The organism is Pseudomonas sp. SMN5 (genome assembly GCF_052041925.1).
GTDB lineage: Bacteria > Pseudomonadota > Gammaproteobacteria > Pseudomonadales > Pseudomonadaceae > Aquipseudomonas.
In genome coordinates this window covers 170236-189138 of record NZ_JBKGGX010000005.1, presented here as the reverse complement: position 1 = coordinate 189138, position 18903 = coordinate 170236, and the positions used below count along the sequence as shown (strand labels likewise).

Annotated in this window: 15 protein-coding genes; 8 read left to right on the top strand and 7 right to left on the bottom strand. The window is 62.1% G+C overall.

Translation table 11 applies throughout. From position 1 onward, the window contains the following. Positions 1-200: 200 nt before the first annotated feature. From ACLEJR_RS07300 to ACLEJR_RS07270, 7 genes are all read right to left on the bottom strand, one after another. Entirely contained in the window at positions 201-2351 is a 2151-nt protein-coding gene (locus tag ACLEJR_RS07300; protein WP_440812996.1) for a tetratricopeptide repeat protein, read from the bottom strand. Further along, positions 2338-3531: a DUF3142 domain-containing protein gene (locus tag ACLEJR_RS07295; protein ID WP_440812994.1), complete on the bottom strand. Its 1194-nt coding sequence runs from the start codon at positions 3529-3531 to the stop codon at positions 2338-2340. The genes ACLEJR_RS07300 and ACLEJR_RS07295 overlap by 14 nt, the downstream gene beginning before the upstream one ends. A gap of 201 nt (positions 3532-3732) precedes the next feature. Next, complete coding sequence (locus ACLEJR_RS07290; protein WP_440812992.1) at positions 3733-4548, bottom strand: class I SAM-dependent methyltransferase; 816 nt, start codon at positions 4546-4548, stop codon at positions 3733-3735. Next, a complete protein-coding gene (locus tag ACLEJR_RS07285; protein ID WP_440812989.1) occupies positions 4542-5690 on the bottom strand; it encodes an acyltransferase family protein in 1149 nt (382 codons plus the stop codon). The genes ACLEJR_RS07290 and ACLEJR_RS07285 overlap by 7 nt, the downstream gene beginning before the upstream one ends. Further along, positions 5687-6559: a class I SAM-dependent methyltransferase gene (locus ACLEJR_RS07280; protein ID WP_440812986.1), complete on the bottom strand. Its 873-nt coding sequence runs from the start codon at positions 6557-6559 to the stop codon at positions 5687-5689. The genes ACLEJR_RS07285 and ACLEJR_RS07280 overlap by 4 nt, the downstream gene beginning before the upstream one ends. After that, positions 6556-7848 carry a glycosyltransferase gene (locus ACLEJR_RS07275; protein WP_440812983.1) on the bottom strand — a complete coding sequence of 431 codons (1293 nt, stop codon included), beginning with the start codon at positions 7846-7848 and terminating at the stop codon, positions 6556-6558. Before ACLEJR_RS07275 ends, ACLEJR_RS07280 begins: the two co-directional genes overlap by 4 nt. Next, the gene (locus ACLEJR_RS07270) at positions 7842-9467 is read right to left on the bottom strand and encodes a glycosyltransferase (protein ID WP_440812980.1); all 1626 of its coding nucleotides are present in this window, start codon (positions 9465-9467) and stop codon (positions 7842-7844) included. Before ACLEJR_RS07270 ends, ACLEJR_RS07275 begins: the two co-directional genes overlap by 7 nt. A gap of 427 nt (positions 9468-9894) precedes the next feature. Between ACLEJR_RS07270 and ACLEJR_RS07265 the strand changes: the two genes are divergently transcribed. From ACLEJR_RS07265 to ACLEJR_RS07230, 8 genes are read left to right on the top strand one after another with little or no spacing between them, the layout of a single operon-like run. Next, complete coding sequence (locus ACLEJR_RS07265) at positions 9895-10806, top strand: GDP-mannose 4,6-dehydratase (protein WP_440812978.1); 912 nt, start codon at positions 9895-9897, stop codon at positions 10804-10806. Then, on the top strand, positions 10803-11771 hold the full coding sequence (gene gmd / locus ACLEJR_RS07260; RefSeq protein WP_440812977.1) for a GDP-mannose 4,6-dehydratase: 969 nt from the start codon (positions 10803-10805) through the stop codon (positions 11769-11771). Before ACLEJR_RS07265 ends, gmd begins: the two co-directional genes overlap by 4 nt. A 3-nt stretch (positions 11772-11774) precedes the next feature. Continuing rightward, positions 11775-13217 carry a mannose-1-phosphate guanylyltransferase/mannose-6-phosphate isomerase gene (locus tag ACLEJR_RS07255; RefSeq protein ID WP_440812975.1) on the top strand — a complete coding sequence of 481 codons (1443 nt, stop codon included), beginning with the start codon at positions 11775-11777 and terminating at the stop codon, positions 13215-13217. Further along, a complete protein-coding gene (locus ACLEJR_RS07250) occupies positions 13217-14014 on the top strand; it encodes an ABC transporter permease (RefSeq protein ID WP_440813101.1) in 798 nt (265 codons plus the stop codon). Before ACLEJR_RS07255 ends, ACLEJR_RS07250 begins: the two co-directional genes overlap by 1 nt. Continuing rightward, complete coding sequence (locus tag ACLEJR_RS07245; RefSeq protein WP_440812973.1) at positions 14014-15279, top strand: ABC transporter ATP-binding protein; 1266 nt, start codon at positions 14014-14016, stop codon at positions 15277-15279. Before ACLEJR_RS07250 ends, ACLEJR_RS07245 begins: the two co-directional genes overlap by 1 nt. Beyond that, positions 15276-16643, top strand: coding sequence for a glycosyltransferase family 4 protein (locus ACLEJR_RS07240; protein ID WP_440812971.1), 1368 nt, complete (start codon positions 15276-15278; stop codon positions 16641-16643). The genes ACLEJR_RS07245 and ACLEJR_RS07240 overlap by 4 nt, the downstream gene beginning before the upstream one ends. Further along, positions 16634-17764: a glycosyltransferase family 4 protein gene (locus ACLEJR_RS07235; RefSeq protein WP_440812970.1), complete on the top strand. Its 1131-nt coding sequence runs from the start codon at positions 16634-16636 to the stop codon at positions 17762-17764. The genes ACLEJR_RS07240 and ACLEJR_RS07235 overlap by 10 nt, the downstream gene beginning before the upstream one ends. Further along, complete coding sequence (locus ACLEJR_RS07230) at positions 17765-18895, top strand: glycosyltransferase family 4 protein (protein ID WP_440794635.1); 1131 nt, start codon at positions 17765-17767, stop codon at positions 18893-18895. It begins immediately after the preceding gene. The last annotated feature ends 8 nt before the right edge of the window (positions 18896-18903 follow it).

Sequence of the window (18903 nt, the reverse complement as noted above, 5' to 3'; positions counted from 1 at the left end):
GACCTGTTTTTTCGGCTGTGCCTGGATCTACTGTGGGAGCAAAGCTTGCTCGCGAAGCGGCCTTACAGTCGGCCTGTTATTTCGACCGAGCCCAATTCAATTGTGGGAGCGAGCCTGCTCGCGATGAGGCCTTCAGTCCCGCCTCATGGTGTCAGTCAGGACGGCATCGCGTGCAGGCTCGCCCTCACAGGTATTCCCCTTTAGCCTGCCGACATCCGTGCCTTGCGTCGGCGTCGGCTGATCAGCCCCAGCGCCACCGCGACCACCAGCACCACGCCGGCAAACTCCAGCCAAACCTTGTAAGGCCGTAGCGTCGAGCGAATCGGTTCCAGCGCCTGGGTGACGTAGCGTTTGTCGGCTTTCTGGAAGTCCGGTTCCTGGCACTGGTGACCGAAATCGCCGGCCCAGGTCACGTAGGGACCTTCGTCGACATAACGCTGATACAACGCGCTTTGCTCTTCCAGGCTGGAGTTGTAGCCCACCGCCTTGCACAACACCGCGGCAAACGCCTGGCTGGTGTGGGGCAGATAGTCAGCCGCCTTGCCCGCCAGCGCGGTGGCGACAAACCGATAGTGGTAACGCACGTCCGGTTGTGCGGCGCTGGCTTGCTGGCGTTGCACTTCACCCTCGGCCACCAGCGGCCCGACTTTCAGTTCGACCGGTTCAAAGCTGTAGCTTCCGCCCAGGCTGGCGTAGTCCGGCGCCATCTCATAGCCGAGCAGTTCCATGCCCCACCTGCGCGCCATCCACGACGCTTGGTAATAAGCCTCGGCCCGGCGGGTCGGCCACCATTTCGATTCGGCGTCCTGACGCAACTGCCCGTAGACCTGCGCCTTGTTCTGCAGATCGGGATTATCGAAGTAGGCCGGCGCCTCCTCGTAACGCCCTTCCCTCAACAGGCGGCGACCCAACAGGTTGCGCAGGCTCGCGGCGACCGGCAGCGGCACATAGTTGTCCCGATCCTGTTGGCTCAACGCCGGCGGCGCTGGAACCTGGGCGTCGACATACTGTTTGAGTTCCTCGACAGTCAGCACGCGCTCGGCGACTGCGGCGGCGTCGTACCAGTAATTGCTTTGGCCGCGATAAAGCTGATCGAAGGCTTGCAAGTAATCGCCGCGCTGCAAGGCAAGAATCGCGCTTTCCCCTTCGACCCGGCACTTGGGCTGAACCGACTCGAAATCCCAATCCGGTGTACGGCGACTGCCCCACGACTCATCGTCCGGGAAGGCCTGGGCCGCCTTGGCATAAGCCGCCGCCGCTGCCACCTTGTCACCGTCGCGCAACGCCAGCTTGGCCCGCACCCACCAAGCCAATCCGCTGCCTTGGGCTTTATCGACGAAAGCCTTGGCACTGGCGTAGTCACCGTGTTGATAACTCACCGCCGCCAGGCGATCAGCATCGTCAAGATTGCCTTGGGTGTTGGCTTGCAAGAGTTGGAACAGTCTTTTCTCGCCTGAAGGTTCCTCACCGTCCCACCAGCCAACGCGACTGAGCAGGTACGCAGTCGCCAGGCGCTGCACCGCCTTGCTCTTGAGCAATTCGCTCAAATGCTCGTCAGATTGCACGTTCAGGTCACCGGCCAGTTGCAACAGCGAGCTGTAGCCCACCGGTGAACCTTGCAATAACTGGCTCGCATACAAACCGATGGCACTGTCCCAGTCGTTGCTGGTGTAGGCCACCCGGGCTTCTTCGCCCAGGCTGGCGACGCCCAGTTCCAAGGGATCGCTAAAGCCGGCAACGCTCAGCTCGCGGGCCTGGCGAAACGCTTCGCGCGCCTGCTGGTGCAAGGCCGCCGGTTCGCCGCTGCCGGCCTCGGAACTCATGTTGAACAAGGCTCGCCCAAGGGAATACGCGGCCCAGGTGCTGCGCAGCGGACGCTGGTCGGCCGGTAACGCCAACAGTTGCTGGAACGATTCGACGGCACGTTGATGCTCGCCAGCGCTGAAAGCCGCCGCGCCGATGGCATACAAACGCAGCTCGTCAGGCAGCTTTGCCGCTTCGACAGCGATCTGCTCCGGATCCGTCATCGCCCGCAGCCGTTCCACCACCGCTTGCTGGGGTGGGGTCAGGCCGATCCGTTCGGCCTGATTGCGCTGTTCAATGTAGGAAGACACATCGTCATAGCTGTAATCGGGATTGCGCGTCGCCTCGGTGACCGGCTTGAGCCCGTTGATGGCCTGGCCGAGACGGCTGACTTCGAAGCGAAAGCTGCCTTCGGGCAGTTCGGCCAGGGATTGGGCGCGATTATCCAGCAGGCGCATCGGGAATTCCGGCCCGCACGCCAACGCGGAGCCTAACGGCAGGCTGAGGCTCAGACACAGCAGGCGACGAGGCCACTTACGGGTAAACATTGAAAGCTCCTTGTTCAATTTTTGTACAGCGCGCCCAGCCGATTGCCCGTTGCGCACCCGCAGCCAGGCGGCCTTGCTGAATGCGGGTGAAGGTAAGCAGTCCGGGACTTTGTTGCAATGTGTAACCCGCCAAGGCATCGACACCGTCACACGCGCCGACCGCCAGGGTCAGGCGTTGCGGCCAAGGGCTATCCAGATTGCCCTGGTTAACCAGGCGGATGTCGTACAGCCCGCCCCGCTCTTCCAACTGCAAGGCCAAGCGGCTGTCCAGGTTGTCCCCTCGGGCGACGGCGCTGAGGGTGGTCAGGCTCCAGGCCCGTCGGTCGCCGGCCAGTGGCAGGCGAAACCAGATCAGCCCGGCCAGATGCTTGGGCGGGTCGGCCCGCAAGTCGGCCGCCAATCCGGCGACTTGTTGCGGATCGGCCAACAACTCCCGACGTTCGCCGACCCGATCGATCGGCACTTCGCTTTCAACCACCGGCCCGCCGCCGTCCTTTGTCAGCAACGCCACGCCGTAGGCGGGCAAGGCCAGATAGAACGGCCGTGTGGTGACCGCACCCCAGCGCTCAGCCCAGCGCCGAGCCAGTTCCGGATCGAACAACCCTTGCTGCGGGTCGCTCACCGCATGGGCTTGCAACACGCTGCTGTCTACCGTTGCCAGCAATCCTGGCAGTGCCGGGCTGTCGAGCCAGGCCGGCAGCGCCGTGATGCTCAGCCGCAAGCTTTCGGGCAACACCTGGCGCAGTTGGTGAAGGAATTTTCCGTAGGCCGGCAGCCGGGCGTTGCCGGCGTCGTGGTCGATCTCCACACCCACCGGCGCCAGGCCTTGGGCCTGCCAATCGCTCAAGACTTGCTGGATCTGCGCAATCACCTCGTCCTGATCCAGGGCTTTGAGCTGGCCGTCCAGGCGAATCACGGCAATCACAGGGCGGCCATCCGCCTTGAGCAAGGCCGGATCGATATGTGCGCGGCTCCACCCTGCCCCAGGGAACGCCTGCAATGCCAACACCCGCAAACTGGAGAAATCGCCACGGCTCTGACGCAGCGCCGACTCATGAGCCGGCGTCCACTGGCGTTGCCAGATATACAGCTGTTGGTCTAGAACGACCGGTGTCGGCTGCCCGCAGCCGCCCGACAGCAACGCGGCGAGCGCCAGCGAAAGCCGGAAAACAAATCTCATGAAACCTCACCACCCCAAATGGCCGGCAGATTACCGCTACATTGGCAGACGCGAAAACCGTGGCGAGGGGATTTATCCCCGCTGGACTGCAAAGCAGTCCCAAGAAGGCACATTCAACCGACAAACTCATCGCGTTCGTATCTTACGGGCCGCTTCGCGACCCAGCGGGGATAAATCCCCTCGCCACAAGAAATCGCCCGATCAAGCAGGCCTACGCGCAATGATCACCTGACTCTTGGCCACCACCGCATCCAGCGCCTGCTTGATCTGCGCCCCGCGTGGCGAATCGAGCACCGCCTGCCAGGTGTCGGCCCAATGGTTGAGCAAGGGGTGGTCAGCGTTGCTGAAGTCGACCTTGGCCTCCCAGAACAGCAGCATCCACATCGACCAATAGAACCCATACTGACTGTGGCTCAACACCTCCAGCCCGGCCTCGCTGACCATCGCCTTGAACTGGTCCTCGGTGATGATGCGAATGTGGTTGGGCTTCTGGAAATACTCCGGTGCGGCGATGTCCTTTTGCAGGTCTTCGGAGCTGGGGTGCGGCACGCTCAACAGGTACAGCGCACCGGGTTGGCCGACCCGCACCAGTTCGGCGAGAAACTGCGCCGGGTCATCGACGTGCTCGATGACTTCGGTGGAGACCACCCGAGTCGCCGTGGCATCGGCGAGGGGCAGCGGGTTGCAGTCGGTCACGTGGCATTCGACGCCCCGCGCCGGCGTGTCGCTCAAGCGCTGGCGCGTGGCCTCGACCTTGGCCGCGTCGATGTCGGCGATGATGATCTTCGCCCCACGCATCGCGCAAAAATGCACGTTGCCGCCATCGCCGCAGCCCACGTCCAGCAGCGTGTCGTCAGCCGTTACCGGAAAACCGCTGAACAGCTCTCCCGTCTGCTGGTTGAACCAGCCACTGAGCATCGCGTCGTGCAGCCCGAGCATATAAGGGTCGACCTTATCAGCGGCAGGCGTAGCGGGCGCGGGCGTGCCCGTGGTGAGTTTCTTCAAAAGGCTCAGCATGAAGGGGCTCCGGAGACAGGAAGGGTTCGGGCGGCGGACAGGCGTCCGACCAGTTGGGCGCCGCGATTGCGCAGGGGCATTTCCACCAGCCGGTAGTTGAGCTCGCTCAGCAGGCCGATCAACAACAAGGCGCACGACAGGGCCAGCCAGGGATGGCTCGCCGGGTCCTGTGAGCCCGACGGCGCGAAACGAAACCACAACTCGCGCAGCAGGAAAAACACCGGGACGTGGATCAGGTAGATCCCGTAGGACCGACTGCCGACCCAGGTCAGCGCGGTCTTCAATCGGCCCCGAGGCAGCAGATAGTCCCGGTCATAGGAAGCCACCCAGACCAGCACCGCACTGAGTATCGCGATGACCCCGAGTCGGTAGAAAGACAGGTTGAAGCGCTCGGTCGCGATCCAGGCCATCACGCCTCCGGCTGCTACGATCAACGCCAGCCCAAACCCGGGCCAGCGCAGCCATTTGGGCTCCAAGCGCCAATAACCCGGACGCAGGCTCCAGATCGAGAGCAGCACGCCAAGCGCCAGGGCATCGGTGCGGATAACCGACAGCCACAGCGCCCGCCAGGTAAAGAACTGCACCACGACCACCGCCAACAGCACCCAGACCAGGTAGCGGCGCGAGACGAACACCAGCAGCGGCAAAATCAGATAGAACTGCTCTTCCAGCGACAGCGTCCAGTAGACGAAACTGGCGCCGTATTCATATCGCATGAAGGCGTCGGCGAAGCGCAGGTTGGCAAATTGCAGGAAACCGGCCAAGGTCGCTTGCAGGTTGGCCTGTACGCTGCCGAACGCGCCGGAGCGATTGAAGAAGAACACCGCTAGCAGCACCAGCAGCAGCCACAGCCACGCCGACGGCAACAGGCGAAACGCCCGGCGAATCCAGAATTCGCGGGTCACGGCCCAGAACTGCCGGGAGCCGTCGCAACCACGCAATTGGGGAATCAGGCTGCGCCCGATGACAAACCCCGAGATGGCAAAGAACAGATCCACGCCCCACCACAGCTGGAACGTATCGGCCAGTGCCGTCAGGCGCGGCCAGCCGCCCGGGAACATGCCCTGTATGTGATGGAAAAGCACCCCGCCCACCGCAATGGCGCGCAGCAACTCGATGTCCAGGATCCGCTTGCTGCTCATGCGCCACCCCTGGCCGAAGGATCGGGTTTGCGTGCAATGATGACCTGGCTCTTGGGCATGAACCGGTCCAGCACCTGTTTGATCGCCAGGCCATCGGGTTGCGTCAGCAAGTCCTGCCAGACACTGGCCCAGCGCTCCATCAAAGGCGGGTACGGCGCCTGGATGCGGTCGCGCACGGCGCCTTCAAGACTGCGCCCGGCCGCCTGTTGGCTGGCCCAGAAGAAAATCATGCCCATGACCCAGAAGAATCCGCTGGCCTGGCGATGCTCGATCACCAGCCCGGCGTCCTCCACCAGCGCGGCAAAGCGTTCGGCGCTGAAGATCTGCACATGGTTGGGCGATTGGAAATAGGCGGGCGGCGCGATGCCCTGTTGCAGATGCTCGCCCACCGGTGCCGGTACGCTGAGCAAGTACTGCGCTCCTGGCCGGCCCATGCGCACCAATTCGGCCATGAACGGTTCCGGCTGGTGGATATGCTCGAGCACTTCCATGCAGACGATTTTATTCGCACAGCCATCGGCCAGAGGCAGCGGCAAGCTGTTGCTCACCAATCCCAGGAACGGTGCGCCCGTCTGCCCTGCGACCTGGCGCGCCAGATCACGCACCTTGTCGTGCTCGCTGTCGGTAAAGATCACCGATGCGCCCTGGCGCACGCCGAACAGGGTCGCCACGCCCTCTCCACAACCCACGTCCAGCAGAGTGTCGCCGGCGCCCAAGGCGAAGCCTTTGAGCAACTCGCCGGTCTCATTGCAGAACCAACCGTCCAGCATCGCATCGTAGAGCCCTGCATCACGGGGCGAAACGCGGTCGGTAGGTGACAGCGCAGGTTCAACTGGCGGCCTGAGCCGTGCTAGCCATCGCTGGATCATGGCTGTGACGCGCTCCGGCGACGCTCGGACAACTGCTGGAAGAACGTATGCAAACGCTGCTCGGCGTTGGCCTGGCTGCAGAATGTCTTCAGGCTGCGCACGGCATGGGCGGACATCCGGCGATAACGCTCGGGGTCGTTCTTGGCCACGTCATAGCTGGCGTGAAAGGCCGAGCACAGCGAGTCCCAGTCAGTGACGTAGCGCAGGGTTCGATAGGCCGCTCGGGGATCATGGGGCCAGGCGGTCAGCTCCTCTGTGGAGTCCACCACAAAGGCGTTGTCGTGGTCGATGTAATCGGCCATCGCCGTGTTCAGCGGTGCGATGGCCGGACGGCCGCAGGACATGAACTCCATCAGCGGCAGGCACTGCCCTTCGCCATAGGAACTGTTGACCACGTAGCGGGTGGCTTCCACCAGGCGCTCGTAATCCGCATCCGCCAGGTAACCGTGGATCAGCACGATACGACAGCGATAGGACTGGTTCTTGTAGACGTGATGCAGCATGTCGGTGAGCGCAGACGCGACGTCATGGTGGGTCAGCTTGAGCACCAGCGTGGCGTCATCGACGTCGCGGAACGTGGTGCAAAAGGCGCTGATCATGTCCTTCCAGTTCTTGCGCCCGTCGTACGGGTTGAACACCGACGTATAGACCACACCGTCCAGCAGCAGCTCGCAATCCTGGGGTGGGCCGTCGAGCACCAGCGGTGTGCCGGTCTGATGCGCCGGTGGGCCATAGGGACGCAGGTCGGTGGTGCGGCTGTCGATCAACAAGCCACGCAGTTGCAGACGCAGGTGCTCGACCGTGGGCCGTTGGGCCAGCAGTGCGCCTCGGGCGGCGAAGCGGTCCCATACGGGGGCCGCGATGGCGATGATGGGAAAGTCCGCTCCCATCACTTCGCGCACGGCGTTGACGGTGAAGCTGGAATGGGTGATCGCCATGCCGGTAGCACTCAGTACCACCCGCCAGTCATGTCGGGGTTCTCCTTGCCAGCTCTCGGTAGGGATGGTGCTGAACTCCCAGGCGAATACCGGAATCGTCGGGCAAGCATAGTGAGCGGCGGTGCGATGGGGTGGAGAAAAGGACAGGAATACGCAATCCTCGCCACGTCTCTGGCATTCGGCGTACAGCTGATCGACTTCCTCGTCCGGGCGGGTCACTTCGACCACCTGGCCCAGCCGCTCCAGCACCGGGCGAAACTCCTTGAGCACGAAGTAATAGCTGTATTCAGGCTTGCCGAGGTTTTCCAGGATGTTGGTCTGGTTGGTTTCCGAATAAATGATGATCAGCATGAGGCCGCACCTGCGCTGGCGACGAATGGCAGTTGCTCGGCACCCGCAGGCGGCACCAGGAAATCCGCCAGGCGCTGCCGCACCGGCTCGAAGCCACAATAACGGCGCATCCGCTCGTTCGCTGCTTCGGCCATGGCCTGGTAGGCCTGCGGTTGGTGCCGGGCCATGGCATAGCTCTGCTCATAGGCGAGTTTCAACGACCCCCAATCCGGTCGGTGGCGCAGGGTGCGATACAAAATGCGCGAATCTTCCGGCCAGATGGTCGGCTCACGGCTGGACTTGACGATAAAGGCCACCTCGGGGTCGATGTAGTCGCGCATCGCTGTGTGGTCCGGCGCGATGGCCGGCCGGGCGCAGGACATGAACTCCATCAGCGGCAGGCACAAGCCTTCGCAGCGCGAAGCATTGACGTAGAAGCTCGCCGCACCATACAAACGGGCAAACTGTTCGTCCTCCAGAAAGCCGTGCATCACCACCACCCGACAACTGAACGGCGACAATTGCGATAACAACGTGAGCAATTCGACGTAATAGGTCGACAGGTCGTTCTGAGTCATCTTCAACACCAGCGTGGCGTCCTCGACGTCCCGCAGGGCCCAGCAGAATGCTGTGATCAGGTGGTGCCAGTTCTTGCGCCCGTCATCGGGATTGAACACGCTGACATACACCACCCCGCTGACCTGTGTCTCCACGATCTGGCTGGTATCTGGCAGGATCGCCTGGGGGTGCTCCGGTGGTGGCGGCTCGGGTGGCGGCTCGACAAACACCGGGACCGGCGGGGTTGCCGGCCCTCGCAACAGACGGTTGCTTAAAATACGCAGCGGCACCGGCATCAGGTCGCGGACCGCTTCACGATACCAGCACAACAGGTTGTGCTTGATCTGCCATAAGCGGCCCTGCTCGGCGCTACGCGTAAAGACATGAATGACCTCACGCAGGTAATGGCGAGAGATGAATGCGCGCCGCCGCCAGGTAGGCGGCGCCGGCTCGACAACAGGCACAGGCTCAGGCTCGGGTACCGGCTCAGGCACAGCTTCATCTTCGATGAGCGGTGCAATCAGGCCATCGGCCGAAAGCCCGAGGGAGCGGGTGTCGATGATGCACCCCCGAATTTGCAGGACCGCGCCCGGGTTCACCGGCACACTCGGATATTGCTCACGAACAGCGGCAAAGCGCTCCCACAGCGGCGTCGGTAACACCAACACCGGGAAATCCTCGCCCAAGGTCCGCCGGATCGCCTCGGCGGTATGACTGGACAGCGTAATCACCCGGCCATGGCGGGCCAGCGTACGGCTCCAGTCGTGGCGAGGATCGTCGTCCCAATGCTCGGCTGGAATCGAATCGAATTCCCATGCCACCACACAGACCATCGGGCACTGCAAATCCAACGGTGTCTTGTGCGGCGGGGAAAATGAAAGAAACAGGCAGTCCTGCCCGGCTCGCTGCAATGTCAGGTACAAAGGATCGACCTCGGCAACCGACGACACCACATGCACCTGACCCAGGCTCTCAAGAACCGGGCGGTAAGCCTTGAGAACGAAGTAGTAGCTGTACTCCGGGCGGCCGAGGCTACGGCTGATGGAGTGATCGTTCACGTCCGAGTAAAGAATGAAATTCATGGCACCCCATCATCGGGCCGCCATCCTGGCAGCCTTTCTTCACGACGGCCGAGTCACGGAGCGAACCGGCCGGAGCCGCATTCGTCGATGATCTTGTTACCCGTCTCGTTCTTGTTGTTGTGGCCCTTTCCTACAGCATGATCCGAAGACCGAAATGCGGGGGCGGGCAGCGTGACGAGGGGCATTCTAAACACATCCGCCAAGGGTTCGTGAACCGCCTGGCGCGAATAAACCGACTATAAATATGAGAACTGACCAGTCACGTTTTTCACTGTTGAAATTGCCGCAGATTTGGCACAGATTGACCGTCAAACAATTACAACAAACGCGCCTCCAGGCTGATCGATGAGCGATTTTTCCCCGATCTTACGGAAATTTCCCACACCGGCTCGTCATAAGTGAAGCGTCCACAGAAGGGGATTGATGCTTGAAAAAACGTCTGTTCATTACGGGCCTCAGCGGTTTCGTGGGACGTCACATCAAATCTCATCTGGAAAACCACGAGGCGTGGCAGGTGATATCGGTCCCTGCCCGCTATGATCTGACAGACGCCAAGACCCTAGAAGGTCTCTGGCCTGAAATACCCGACGCCGTGATCCACCTGGCAGGCCAGACATTCGTTCCCGAATCCTTCCGTGACCCGGCGCGTACCCTGCAAATCAACCTGCTCGGCACCCTCAACCTGCTTCAGGCCCTCAAGGCCCGAGGTTTCACCGGTACCTTCCTGTATGTCAGCTCCGGTGATGTCTATGGCCAGGTCAGCGAAGACCAGTTGCCTATCACCGAAGGGCACCCCCCTGCCCCGCGCAACCCCTATGGCGTGAGCAAGCTCTCGGCCGAACTGCTGAGCCTGCAATGGGGCATGAGCGAAGGGTGGCCGGTACTGGTGGCGCGCCCGTTCAATCACATTGGCCCCGGTCAGAAAGACAGTTTCGTGATCGCCAGTGCCGCCCGGCAGATCAGCCGTATCAAACAGGGCTTGCAACCGGCCCGGCTGCAAGTGGGCGATATCGACGTGACCCGCGACTTTCTGGATGTCAGCGACGTGATCGCGGCCTACCTGGCCCTGCTGGACAAGGGTACGCCGGGACAGGTCTACAACATCTGTTCGGGGCAAGAGCAGAGCATCCGCCACCTGATCGAACAACTGGCAGACATCGCCCAGGTCGATGTGCAACTGATCCAGGACCCTACGCGTCTTCGCCGCGCAGAACAGCGTCGTGTCTGTGGTAGCCAAGCCAAGCTAAGACAAGCCACCGGATGGACGCCTGAAACAACAACACAACAATCCTTGCGGGCGATCCTGTCCGACTGGGAGATACGGGTACAAGAAGAATGAAAAGTGCATTGATCACAGGGATCACCGGCCAGGACGGCGCGTATCTGGCCAAGTTGCTGCTCGACAAGGGTTACAGGGTCCACGGCCTGGTGGCGCGGCGCAGCAGCGATTCGCGCTGGCGGCTGCGAGAGATGGGGATCGAACAGGACATCGTCTACCTGGACGGTGACATGGCTGACGCCTGCTCGGTCCAGCGGGCCGTGATCAAGTCTGCTGCGCACGAAGTGTATAACCTGGCCGCCCAGAGCTTTGTCGCCGCGTCCTGGGACCAGCCGGTGACCACCGGCATCGTCGACGGGCTGGGGGTCACCCACCTGCTCGAAGCCATTCGCCAGTTCAGTCCCGAAACCCGTTTCTACCAAGCCTCCACCAGCGAAATGTTCGGGCTGATCCAGGCCGAGCGACAGGACGAGCACACGCCGTTCTACCCCCGCAGCCCCTATGGCGTGGCGAAGCTGTACGGCCACTGGATCACCGTCAACTACCGCGAGAGCTTCGGCCTGCACGCCAGCAGCGGCATCCTGTTCAACCACGAATCGCCCCTGCGCGGCATCGAGTTCGTGACCCGCAAGGTCACCGACGCCGCTGCGCGCATCAAGCAGGGCAAGCAGACCGAACTGCGCCTGGGCAATATCGACGCCAAGCGCGACTGGGGTTTTGCCGGTGACTACGTCGAAGCCATGTGGCTGATGTTGCAGCAGGACAAGCCCGACGATTTCGTGGTGGCCACCGGAATCACCACCACCGTGCGCGAGATGTGCAGAATTGCCTTCGAGCATGTGGACCTGGATTACCGCGACTACGTGAAGATCGACCCGGCGTTTTTCCGCCCGGCCGAAGTCGAAGTGCTGCTCGGCAACCCGGCCAAGGCCCAGCGGGTCCTGGGCTGGAAGCCCAGGACCGATCTCGACACCCTGATCCGCATGATGATGGATGCGGATATGAAACGCGTTGCCAAGGAGTAGGCCATGCTCATTCCCGTGATCCTTTCCGGCGGTGCCGGGACGAGGCTGTGGCCGGTGTCCCGCGAAGGCCATCCGAAACCCTTCATGATCCTGCCCGACGGCCAGTCGCTGCTGGGCAAGACCTATCGTCGTGCCGCCGGGCTGTTCGACGGTCGCGGCGATATTGTCACCGTGACCAATCGCGAGTACTACTTCCAGAGCCGCGACCATTATCAAAGCGCCCAGCTGGAACGGCATCGCGGGCATTTCGTGCTGGAACCGACCGGCCGTAACACCGCGCCGGCCATCGCCGCCGCGACCCTGGCGGTACAAGCGCTGCACGGCGACGATGCGATCCTGGTGGTAATGCCCGCCGACCACCTGATCCAGGATGAGGCCGCGTTCAGGTCCTCCGTGGAGCATGCAGTGGAACTGGCAAAGAGCGGGCACCTGGTGACCTTCGGCGTACTGCCCACGGCCGCCGAAACCGGCTTCGGTTATATCGAGCGCGGCGAGCCGCTGGATACCAAGGGCGCGGCCAGGGTCGTGCGTTTCGTTGAAAAACCGGATCTGCAGACCGCCACCCATTACCTGGAAAGTGGCCGGTTCCTGTGGAATTCCGGGATGTTCTGCTTTTGCGTCAAGACCCTGCTGGCGGAGCTGCAAACCCACGCACCCGAGCTGTTGGAGCAGGCGCGGGTCTGCGTTACGGCCAGCACAGCCGTGGAGACTTCAGGCTGCGTGCAACAGGAGTTGTCCGCGAGCCATTTCAGCGACATGCCGGACATCTCCATCGACTACGCCTTGATGGAGCGCTCCACCAACGTCGTGGTGATTCCAGCCTCATTTGACTGGAGCGACATCGGCTCCTGGAACGCCGTGGCTGACCTGGTGCCCGCCGATGCCCGGAACAACCGCGCCACGGGCGAGGCGTTGTTCATCGACAGCCAGAACAACTTTGTCCAGGGCGAGGACCGCCTCGTGGCCGCTCTGGGCGTGGAAAACCTGATCATCATCGACACCGCAGACGCCGTGCTGGTGGCCCACGCCGACCGCGCCCAGGACGTGCGCCGCGTGGCCCGGCAACTCAAGGACAAGGACCACGAAGCCTATCGCCTGCACCGTACGGTCAGCCGCCCCTGGGGCAGTTACACCGTGCTCGAGGAAGGCCGCCGCTTCAAGATCAAGCGCATCGTGGTCAAGCCCGGCGCGTCGCTGTCGCTGCAGATGCACCACCACCGCAACGAGCATTGGGTAGTGGTCGAAGGCATGGCCAAGGTCACCAACAACGGCTCGGGTTCGCACCTGGTGGCCAAGAACGAATCGACGTTCATCCCCGCCGGCCACAAGCATCGCCTGGAGAACCCCGGCGTCATCGACCTGGTCATCATCGAAGTCCAGAGCGGTGAATACCTGGGCGAGGACGACATCGTGCGCTTCGAGGATCACTACGGCAGGGTCGTATGATGTTGCTGGCATTGCAGCGCACACTGTGGAGCTACCGCGGCTTCGTCCTCGGCAGCGTCAAGCGCGAGTTCCAGGCGCGGTATCGCAACTCGTTGTTCGGCGCGTTGTGGACAGTGCTCAACCCGCTGTCGATGATCCTGGTCTACACGGTGATTTTTTCCCACATCATGCGCGCGCGCCTGCCAGGGGTAGAAGACGGCATGGCCTACAGCGTCTACCTGTGTGCCGGGCTTCTGACCTGGGGGCTGTTCGCGGAAATCACCACCCGCAGCCAGGGCATGTTCCTGGAAAACGCCAACCTTCTGAAAAAAATCAGCTTTCCCCGGATCTGTCTGCCGGTGATCGTGCTGCTCAATGCCGGGATCAACTTTGCGATCATCCTCGGATTGTTTCTCGGCTTCCTGCTGATCACCGGTCGCCTGCCGGGCTTGAGCCTGCTGGCGTTAGTGCCGTTGTTGGCCCTGCAAGTGATGTTCGCCGCCGGGCTGGGCATGCTGCTGGGAATTCTCAATGTGTTTTTCCGCGACGTCGGCCAGCTGTTCGGGATTTTCCTGCAATTCTGGTTCTGGCTGACGCCGATCGTGTATCCGATGACGATTCTTCCGCCATCGGTCCAGCAACTGCTCGCCTTCAATCCCATGACCGCCCTGATGCAGAGCTACCAGAACCTGTTCCTGTATGACCAGTGGCCGGCCTGGGGTTCGCTGACGCCGCTGCTGGTGGTCGGCCTGCTGTTGTGCGCCGTGGGCTTGCGGATGTTCCGTCAGCGCGGCGGTGAGATGGTGGACGAACTCTGATGGGACATTTGCGCGTCAGTGGCCTGGGCAAGGCCTACAAGCAGTATCCGAATCGCTGGAGCCGGCTGTTCGAATGGGCGATTCCGTTTTCCCCTCCACGTCATCAGTTGCACTGGATCCTGCAAGGCGTGGATTTCGAGATCCAGCCTGGCGAGGCCGTCGGCATCGTCGGGGTCAACGGCGCCGGTAAAAGCACCTTGCTCAAGATGATCACCGGCACCACCCAACCCACCTGCGGCCACATCGAGGTGCGAGGTCGCGTGGCCGCATTGCTGGAATTGGGCATGGGTTTTCACCCGGACTTCACGGGCCGCCAGAACGCCTTCATGGCCGGTCAGTTGTTGGGTATGCAGGTAGAAGAAATCCAGGCACTGATGCCGCAGATCGAAGGGTTTGCCGAAATTGGCGAGGCCATCGACCAACCGGTGCGCACCTATTCCAGCGGCATGCAGATGCGCCTGGCCTTCAGCGTCGCCACTGCCCGGCGACCGGATATCCTGATCGTCGACGAGGCGCTGTCGGTGGGCGACGCCTACTTCCAGCACAAGAGCTTCGAGCGCATCCGCAGCTTCCGCAAAGCCGGCACGACCTTGCTGATCGTGTCCCATGACCGTTCGGCAATCCAGTCGATCTGCGACAGCGCGATCCTGCTCGAAAACGGACGCATGGCCATGCACGGCAGGCCCGAAGAAGTGATGGACTATTACAACGCGATGCTGGCCCAGCGCGAAGGTCAGATCGTGCGCCAGGAAATGCTCGCCAACGGCCAGGTGCGGACGATTTCCGGCACCGGCGAGGCCGGTATTCTCGATGTACAACTGCTCGACAGCCAGGGCCAGCCGGTGGAAGTGGCCGAGATTGGCCAACCGATGGTATTGCAGGTGCGGGTCGAGATCCGCAAGGACATCGAGCGGCTGGTGCTGGGCTTCCTGATCAAGGACCGCCTCGGCCAGCCCATGTACGGCATCAATACCCATCGCCAGGACCAGGCCGTCACCGACCTGGTGGCCGGCGAACGCATCACCTTCCGCTTCAGCTTCGACATGCGCCTGGGCAAGGGCAACTATTCCGTTGCCCTGAGCCTGTCGCGACTGGATTCGCATCTGGACCGCAATTTCGAGTGGCGCGACTATGGACTGGTTTTTCACGTGATCAACAATCGCCAGGAAGATTTCGTTGGCTGTTCGTGGCTAGCGGCCCGGACCAGCATCCAGCGTTCCAGCCTGCCTGCCGTCGAAGCGCTTGCGCAAAAGGAGTTGCCATGACTCGCCTGTTGGTGGATTGCACCTACGTGTACGATCACCCGAGTGACAACTCCGGTATTCAGCGGGTAGTGCGCAATGTGATTCGCGAGCTACCGGCCAAAGACCAGCAGCGCGAATGCATTCCAGTGGTGATGCTGCAGGGTGAGCTGTACGAAGTGAAAAGCCTGGCGCCGCTGCCTGCAAAGGGCCTGGACCTGGCCGGCCTGCGGGCAAAGCTGCAACAGTTCGCCAATCTCTTCTGGCTGAGGCAGCGAACCCTCGAACGGCGGCGCCCCTTCAGCCAATCCGTTTGGGCCCGTCGTCTGTTGTACTGGGGCTGCCGGTTATTCGCCGTGGCCTGTCTGAGCATCCCGATCCGGCTGATCGACCGTGTCCTCACCCGCGAACAAGCCCCGGCACGCAGCGTACCGTTGCAACACCGTGCAGGTGACCAGCTGGTGTTACTGGATTCCTCGTGGCACTCCGGCTTTTTCCCCTTGGCCGAACGGCTCAAGCGCGACGGCGTCGGGATCATCTCCGTGATCTACGACCTGATCCCTCTGACTCATCCGCAATTCTGCGACGCAGGGCTGGTCAAGGTATTCAACCATTGGTTCGACTGGATCGCCCGCACCGCCGACGGCTACATGGCTATTTCCACCACCATCCGCGACCAGGTGCGCGAGGAACTGGTACGGCGCATCGGCGCACAGCAAGCACAGGAACGTTGGTTCGACTATTTCCACTTGGGTAGCGAACTGGATCTGGTGGACCCCAACCTCAAGGTCGACCAGGATCTGCAGCGAATGCTCGAGAAACCCGAGCCGGTATTTCTGATGGTCAGCACCATCGAGCCGCGCAAAAACCATGCGTATCTGCTCGACGCCTTCGAACGCGCCTGGGCGTCCGGCTCACGGGCACGGTTGTGCATCGTCGGGAAAATCGGCTGGAAATGCGAAGCCCTGATCGAACGGATCGAACGTCATCCGCAACTCAACAAACGCCTGTTCATGTTCAACAACCTTTCGGACCGAAGCCTCGAACATGCCTACCAGCATGCCACCGCACTGGTGTTTCCATCCTACGTGGAAGGCTTCGGCCTGCCCCTGGTCGAAGCCATGCAACGCGGCCTGCCGGCGATGGGCAGTGACATCGAAGTGTTTCGGGAGATCGGCGGCGACTTCATGGTCTATTTCGACCTCGATGACCCGCAAAGCCTGGCGGACCTGGTCACCGGCATGGAGCTCAGCGGGATTTTTCCGGCAGCTCGCCCTCTGAACCAATGGCAATGGCTGAGCTGGCGCCAGGCCAGTGAGCAACTGGTGGAACGCATCGAGCATCACGTTACGACTACTGCCTCCGACCGGGAAGCGGTATGCGGATAGCCTTCAACGCCCGGATTCTCCAGGCCCCTCGTACCGGAATCGGCCATTACGTGGCGGAACTGGCAACGGCCCTGACCCGGGAACCTGATGTGCACTTGTCTCTGTTTCACGGCTGGGGCTGGAGTTCGCAGTTGCCGCAAGCCGCCATGCCGGGCTATTCGCGCCTGGGCCCACTGCTGCGCCAGGTTCCGGGGGCCTATCGGGCGCGTCGCTGGCTTGAACAGAAACGCTTCGATCAGCGCCGTTCCCAGGTCATCGACCTGTACCACGAGCCCAGCCTGTGGCCGCTGGCCTTCGACGGCCCGACCGTGATGACCCTGCATGATTTGACTCACCTGCGTTATCCCGAAACGCAACCGCCAGCCCGGCTCAGGGAAATCGAGCGCAGGCTGGGCCACGCCGTGGAACAGGCACGACTGATCCTGACGGACTCGCAGTTCATCGCCGATGAAGTCCGGCAGCACTTCGGTCTGCCAGCCGAACGCCTGCGAGTTGCCCCGCTGGGCATCTCGGCACGTTTCCACCCTCGTGAACCCGAGGCTATCGACGGCGTGCTCAAGGCCCACGGGTTGGAGGCGGGTCGCTATTTACTGTGCGTCGGTACGCTGGAGCCGCGCAAGAACCTGTCGCTCGCCCTGCGAGCCCACGCAGCCTTGCCCGAGTCGGTGCGCCAGGCCTTCCCTTTGTTTATCGTTGGAATGAGCGGATGGCAGCAGGCGCAGCTCAACGCCGAATTGAAAAGCGCCCTGGCCGACGGCCACGTATGTCTGGCTGGTTACTTACCGGACGAACAGGTGGCCCAGTTGCTGGCCGGCGCACGAGCACTGGTTTTTCCGTCGCGCTACGAAGGCTTCGGCCTGCCGGTGCTCGAAGCCATGGCCAGCGGCACGCCGGTGATCACCACCCGCTGCTCGGCAATGCCCGAAGTGGCGGGGCCAGCCGGCAACTATTGTGAACCGGACGATCCCCAGGAACTGCGGGAGGCTATGCTGCGGTTGATCGAAGACCGGCAGCACTGGCAGGCGTGCCGGGCGGCCGGATTGCAACAAGCGACGCTGTTTTCTTGGGAACGTTGCGCGAAGTTGACCGCTGCAGCGTATCGCCAGGCCTTGGGAGGTTGAATGCGAGTCCTGCACTTTTACAAAACCTACCTGCCTGATTCCATGGGCGGCATCGAACAGGTGATCTTTCAGCTGTGCGATAGCACCGACCGGTTGGCTATCGATAACACCGTGTTGACCCTGAGCGGGCGGCCAGACCCCGGGCCGATGAAGATCCGGCAGCATGTCGTGCATCAGGCTCGCATGGATTTCCAACTCGCCTCCACCGGGTTCTCCTACAGCGTTTTCAGAAAATTCCGCGAGCTGGCCGCCGAAGCCGACGTGATCAACTATCACTTTCCCTGGCCATTCATGGACGTGGTGCACTTTTGCAGCGCCATCAAAAAACCCTACGTCGTCACCTACCATTCGGACATTGTCCGCCAGCGCCATCTGCTGACGCTGTATCGGCCCTTGATGCGCCGCTTCCTGGACGGCGCCGATCGCATCGTCGCGGCATCGCCGAACTACGTGCACACCAGCGATGTGCTCAAGAATTACCCGGATAAAACCAGAGTCATCACCTACGGCCTCAACAAGACCAGTTATCCACAGCCTGACAGCGAGCGCATGGCGAGGTGGAAGGCCAAACTGGGCGAACGCTTCTTCCTGTTCGTCGGCGTGATGCGCTACTACAAAGGCCTGCACATTCTGCTCGATGCCCTTGAAGGCGTGGACTATCCGGTGGTCATCGTCGGTGCCGGCCCGCTGGAGAAGCAACTGCATGCCCAGGCCAAGGCACTGGGCCTGCGCAACCTGCATTTCCTCGGACGCCTGGGGGACGAAGACAAGGTGGCGCTACTGGAGCTGAGCTACGCCATCGTATTCCCCTCGCACCTGCGCTCGGAGGCCTTCGGCATTTCCCTGCTCGAAGGCGCGATGTTCGGTAAACCAATGATCTCCAGTGAAATCGGCACCGGCACCAGCTACATCAACATCCACGACGAAACCGGGCTGGTGGTGCCTCCCAGTAACCCCGAGGCGTTCCGCGAGGCAATGCGCACTCTGTGGGAAAACCCTGACCAGGCTCGAGCCATGGGCCAGAAGGCCGAAGCCCGCTACCGTCAGCTGTTCACCTCCGAAGAAATGGGACGCAGATGGGTGCGGCTGTATGAAGAAATGCTGGAGGAGCGGGCGCTGTCCTATGCCTAGGATCAGGA

Coding starts and splice junctions, on each gene's coding strand:
- ACLEJR_RS07300 (WP_440812996.1), bottom strand. CDS start 2,351: ATGTTTACCCGTAAGTGGCCTCGTCGCCTGCTGTGTCTGAGCCTCAGC.
- ACLEJR_RS07255 (WP_440812975.1), top strand. CDS start 11,775: ATGCTCATTCCCGTGATCCTTTCCGGCGGTGCCGGGACGAGGCTGTGG.
- ACLEJR_RS07285 (WP_440812989.1), bottom strand. CDS start 5,690: ATGAGCAGCAAGCGGATCCTGGACATCGAGTTGCTGCGCGCCATTGCG.
- ACLEJR_RS07250 (WP_440813101.1), top strand. CDS start 13,217: ATGTTGCTGGCATTGCAGCGCACACTGTGGAGCTACCGCGGCTTCGTC.
- ACLEJR_RS07275 (WP_440812983.1), bottom strand. CDS start 7,848: ATGCTGATCATCATTTATTCGGAAACCAACCAGACCAACATCCTGGAA.
- ACLEJR_RS07230 (WP_440794635.1), top strand. CDS start 17,765: ATGCGAGTCCTGCACTTTTACAAAACCTACCTGCCTGATTCCATGGGC.
- ACLEJR_RS07295 (WP_440812994.1), bottom strand. CDS start 3,531: ATGAGATTTGTTTTCCGGCTTTCGCTGGCGCTCGCCGCGTTGCTGTCG.
- ACLEJR_RS07235 (WP_440812970.1), top strand. CDS start 16,634: ATGCGGATAGCCTTCAACGCCCGGATTCTCCAGGCCCCTCGTACCGGA.
- ACLEJR_RS07290 (WP_440812992.1), bottom strand. CDS start 4,548: ATGCTGAGCCTTTTGAAGAAACTCACCACGGGCACGCCCGCGCCCGCT.
- ACLEJR_RS07280 (WP_440812986.1), bottom strand. CDS start 6,559: ATGATCCAGCGATGGCTAGCACGGCTCAGGCCGCCAGTTGAACCTGCG.
- ACLEJR_RS07270 (WP_440812980.1), bottom strand. CDS start 9,467: ATGAATTTCATTCTTTACTCGGACGTGAACGATCACTCCATCAGCCGT.
- gmd (WP_440812977.1), top strand. CDS start 10,803: ATGAAAAGTGCATTGATCACAGGGATCACCGGCCAGGACGGCGCGTAT.
- ACLEJR_RS07245 (WP_440812973.1), top strand. CDS start 14,014: ATGGGACATTTGCGCGTCAGTGGCCTGGGCAAGGCCTACAAGCAGTAT.
- ACLEJR_RS07240 (WP_440812971.1), top strand. CDS start 15,276: ATGACTCGCCTGTTGGTGGATTGCACCTACGTGTACGATCACCCGAGT.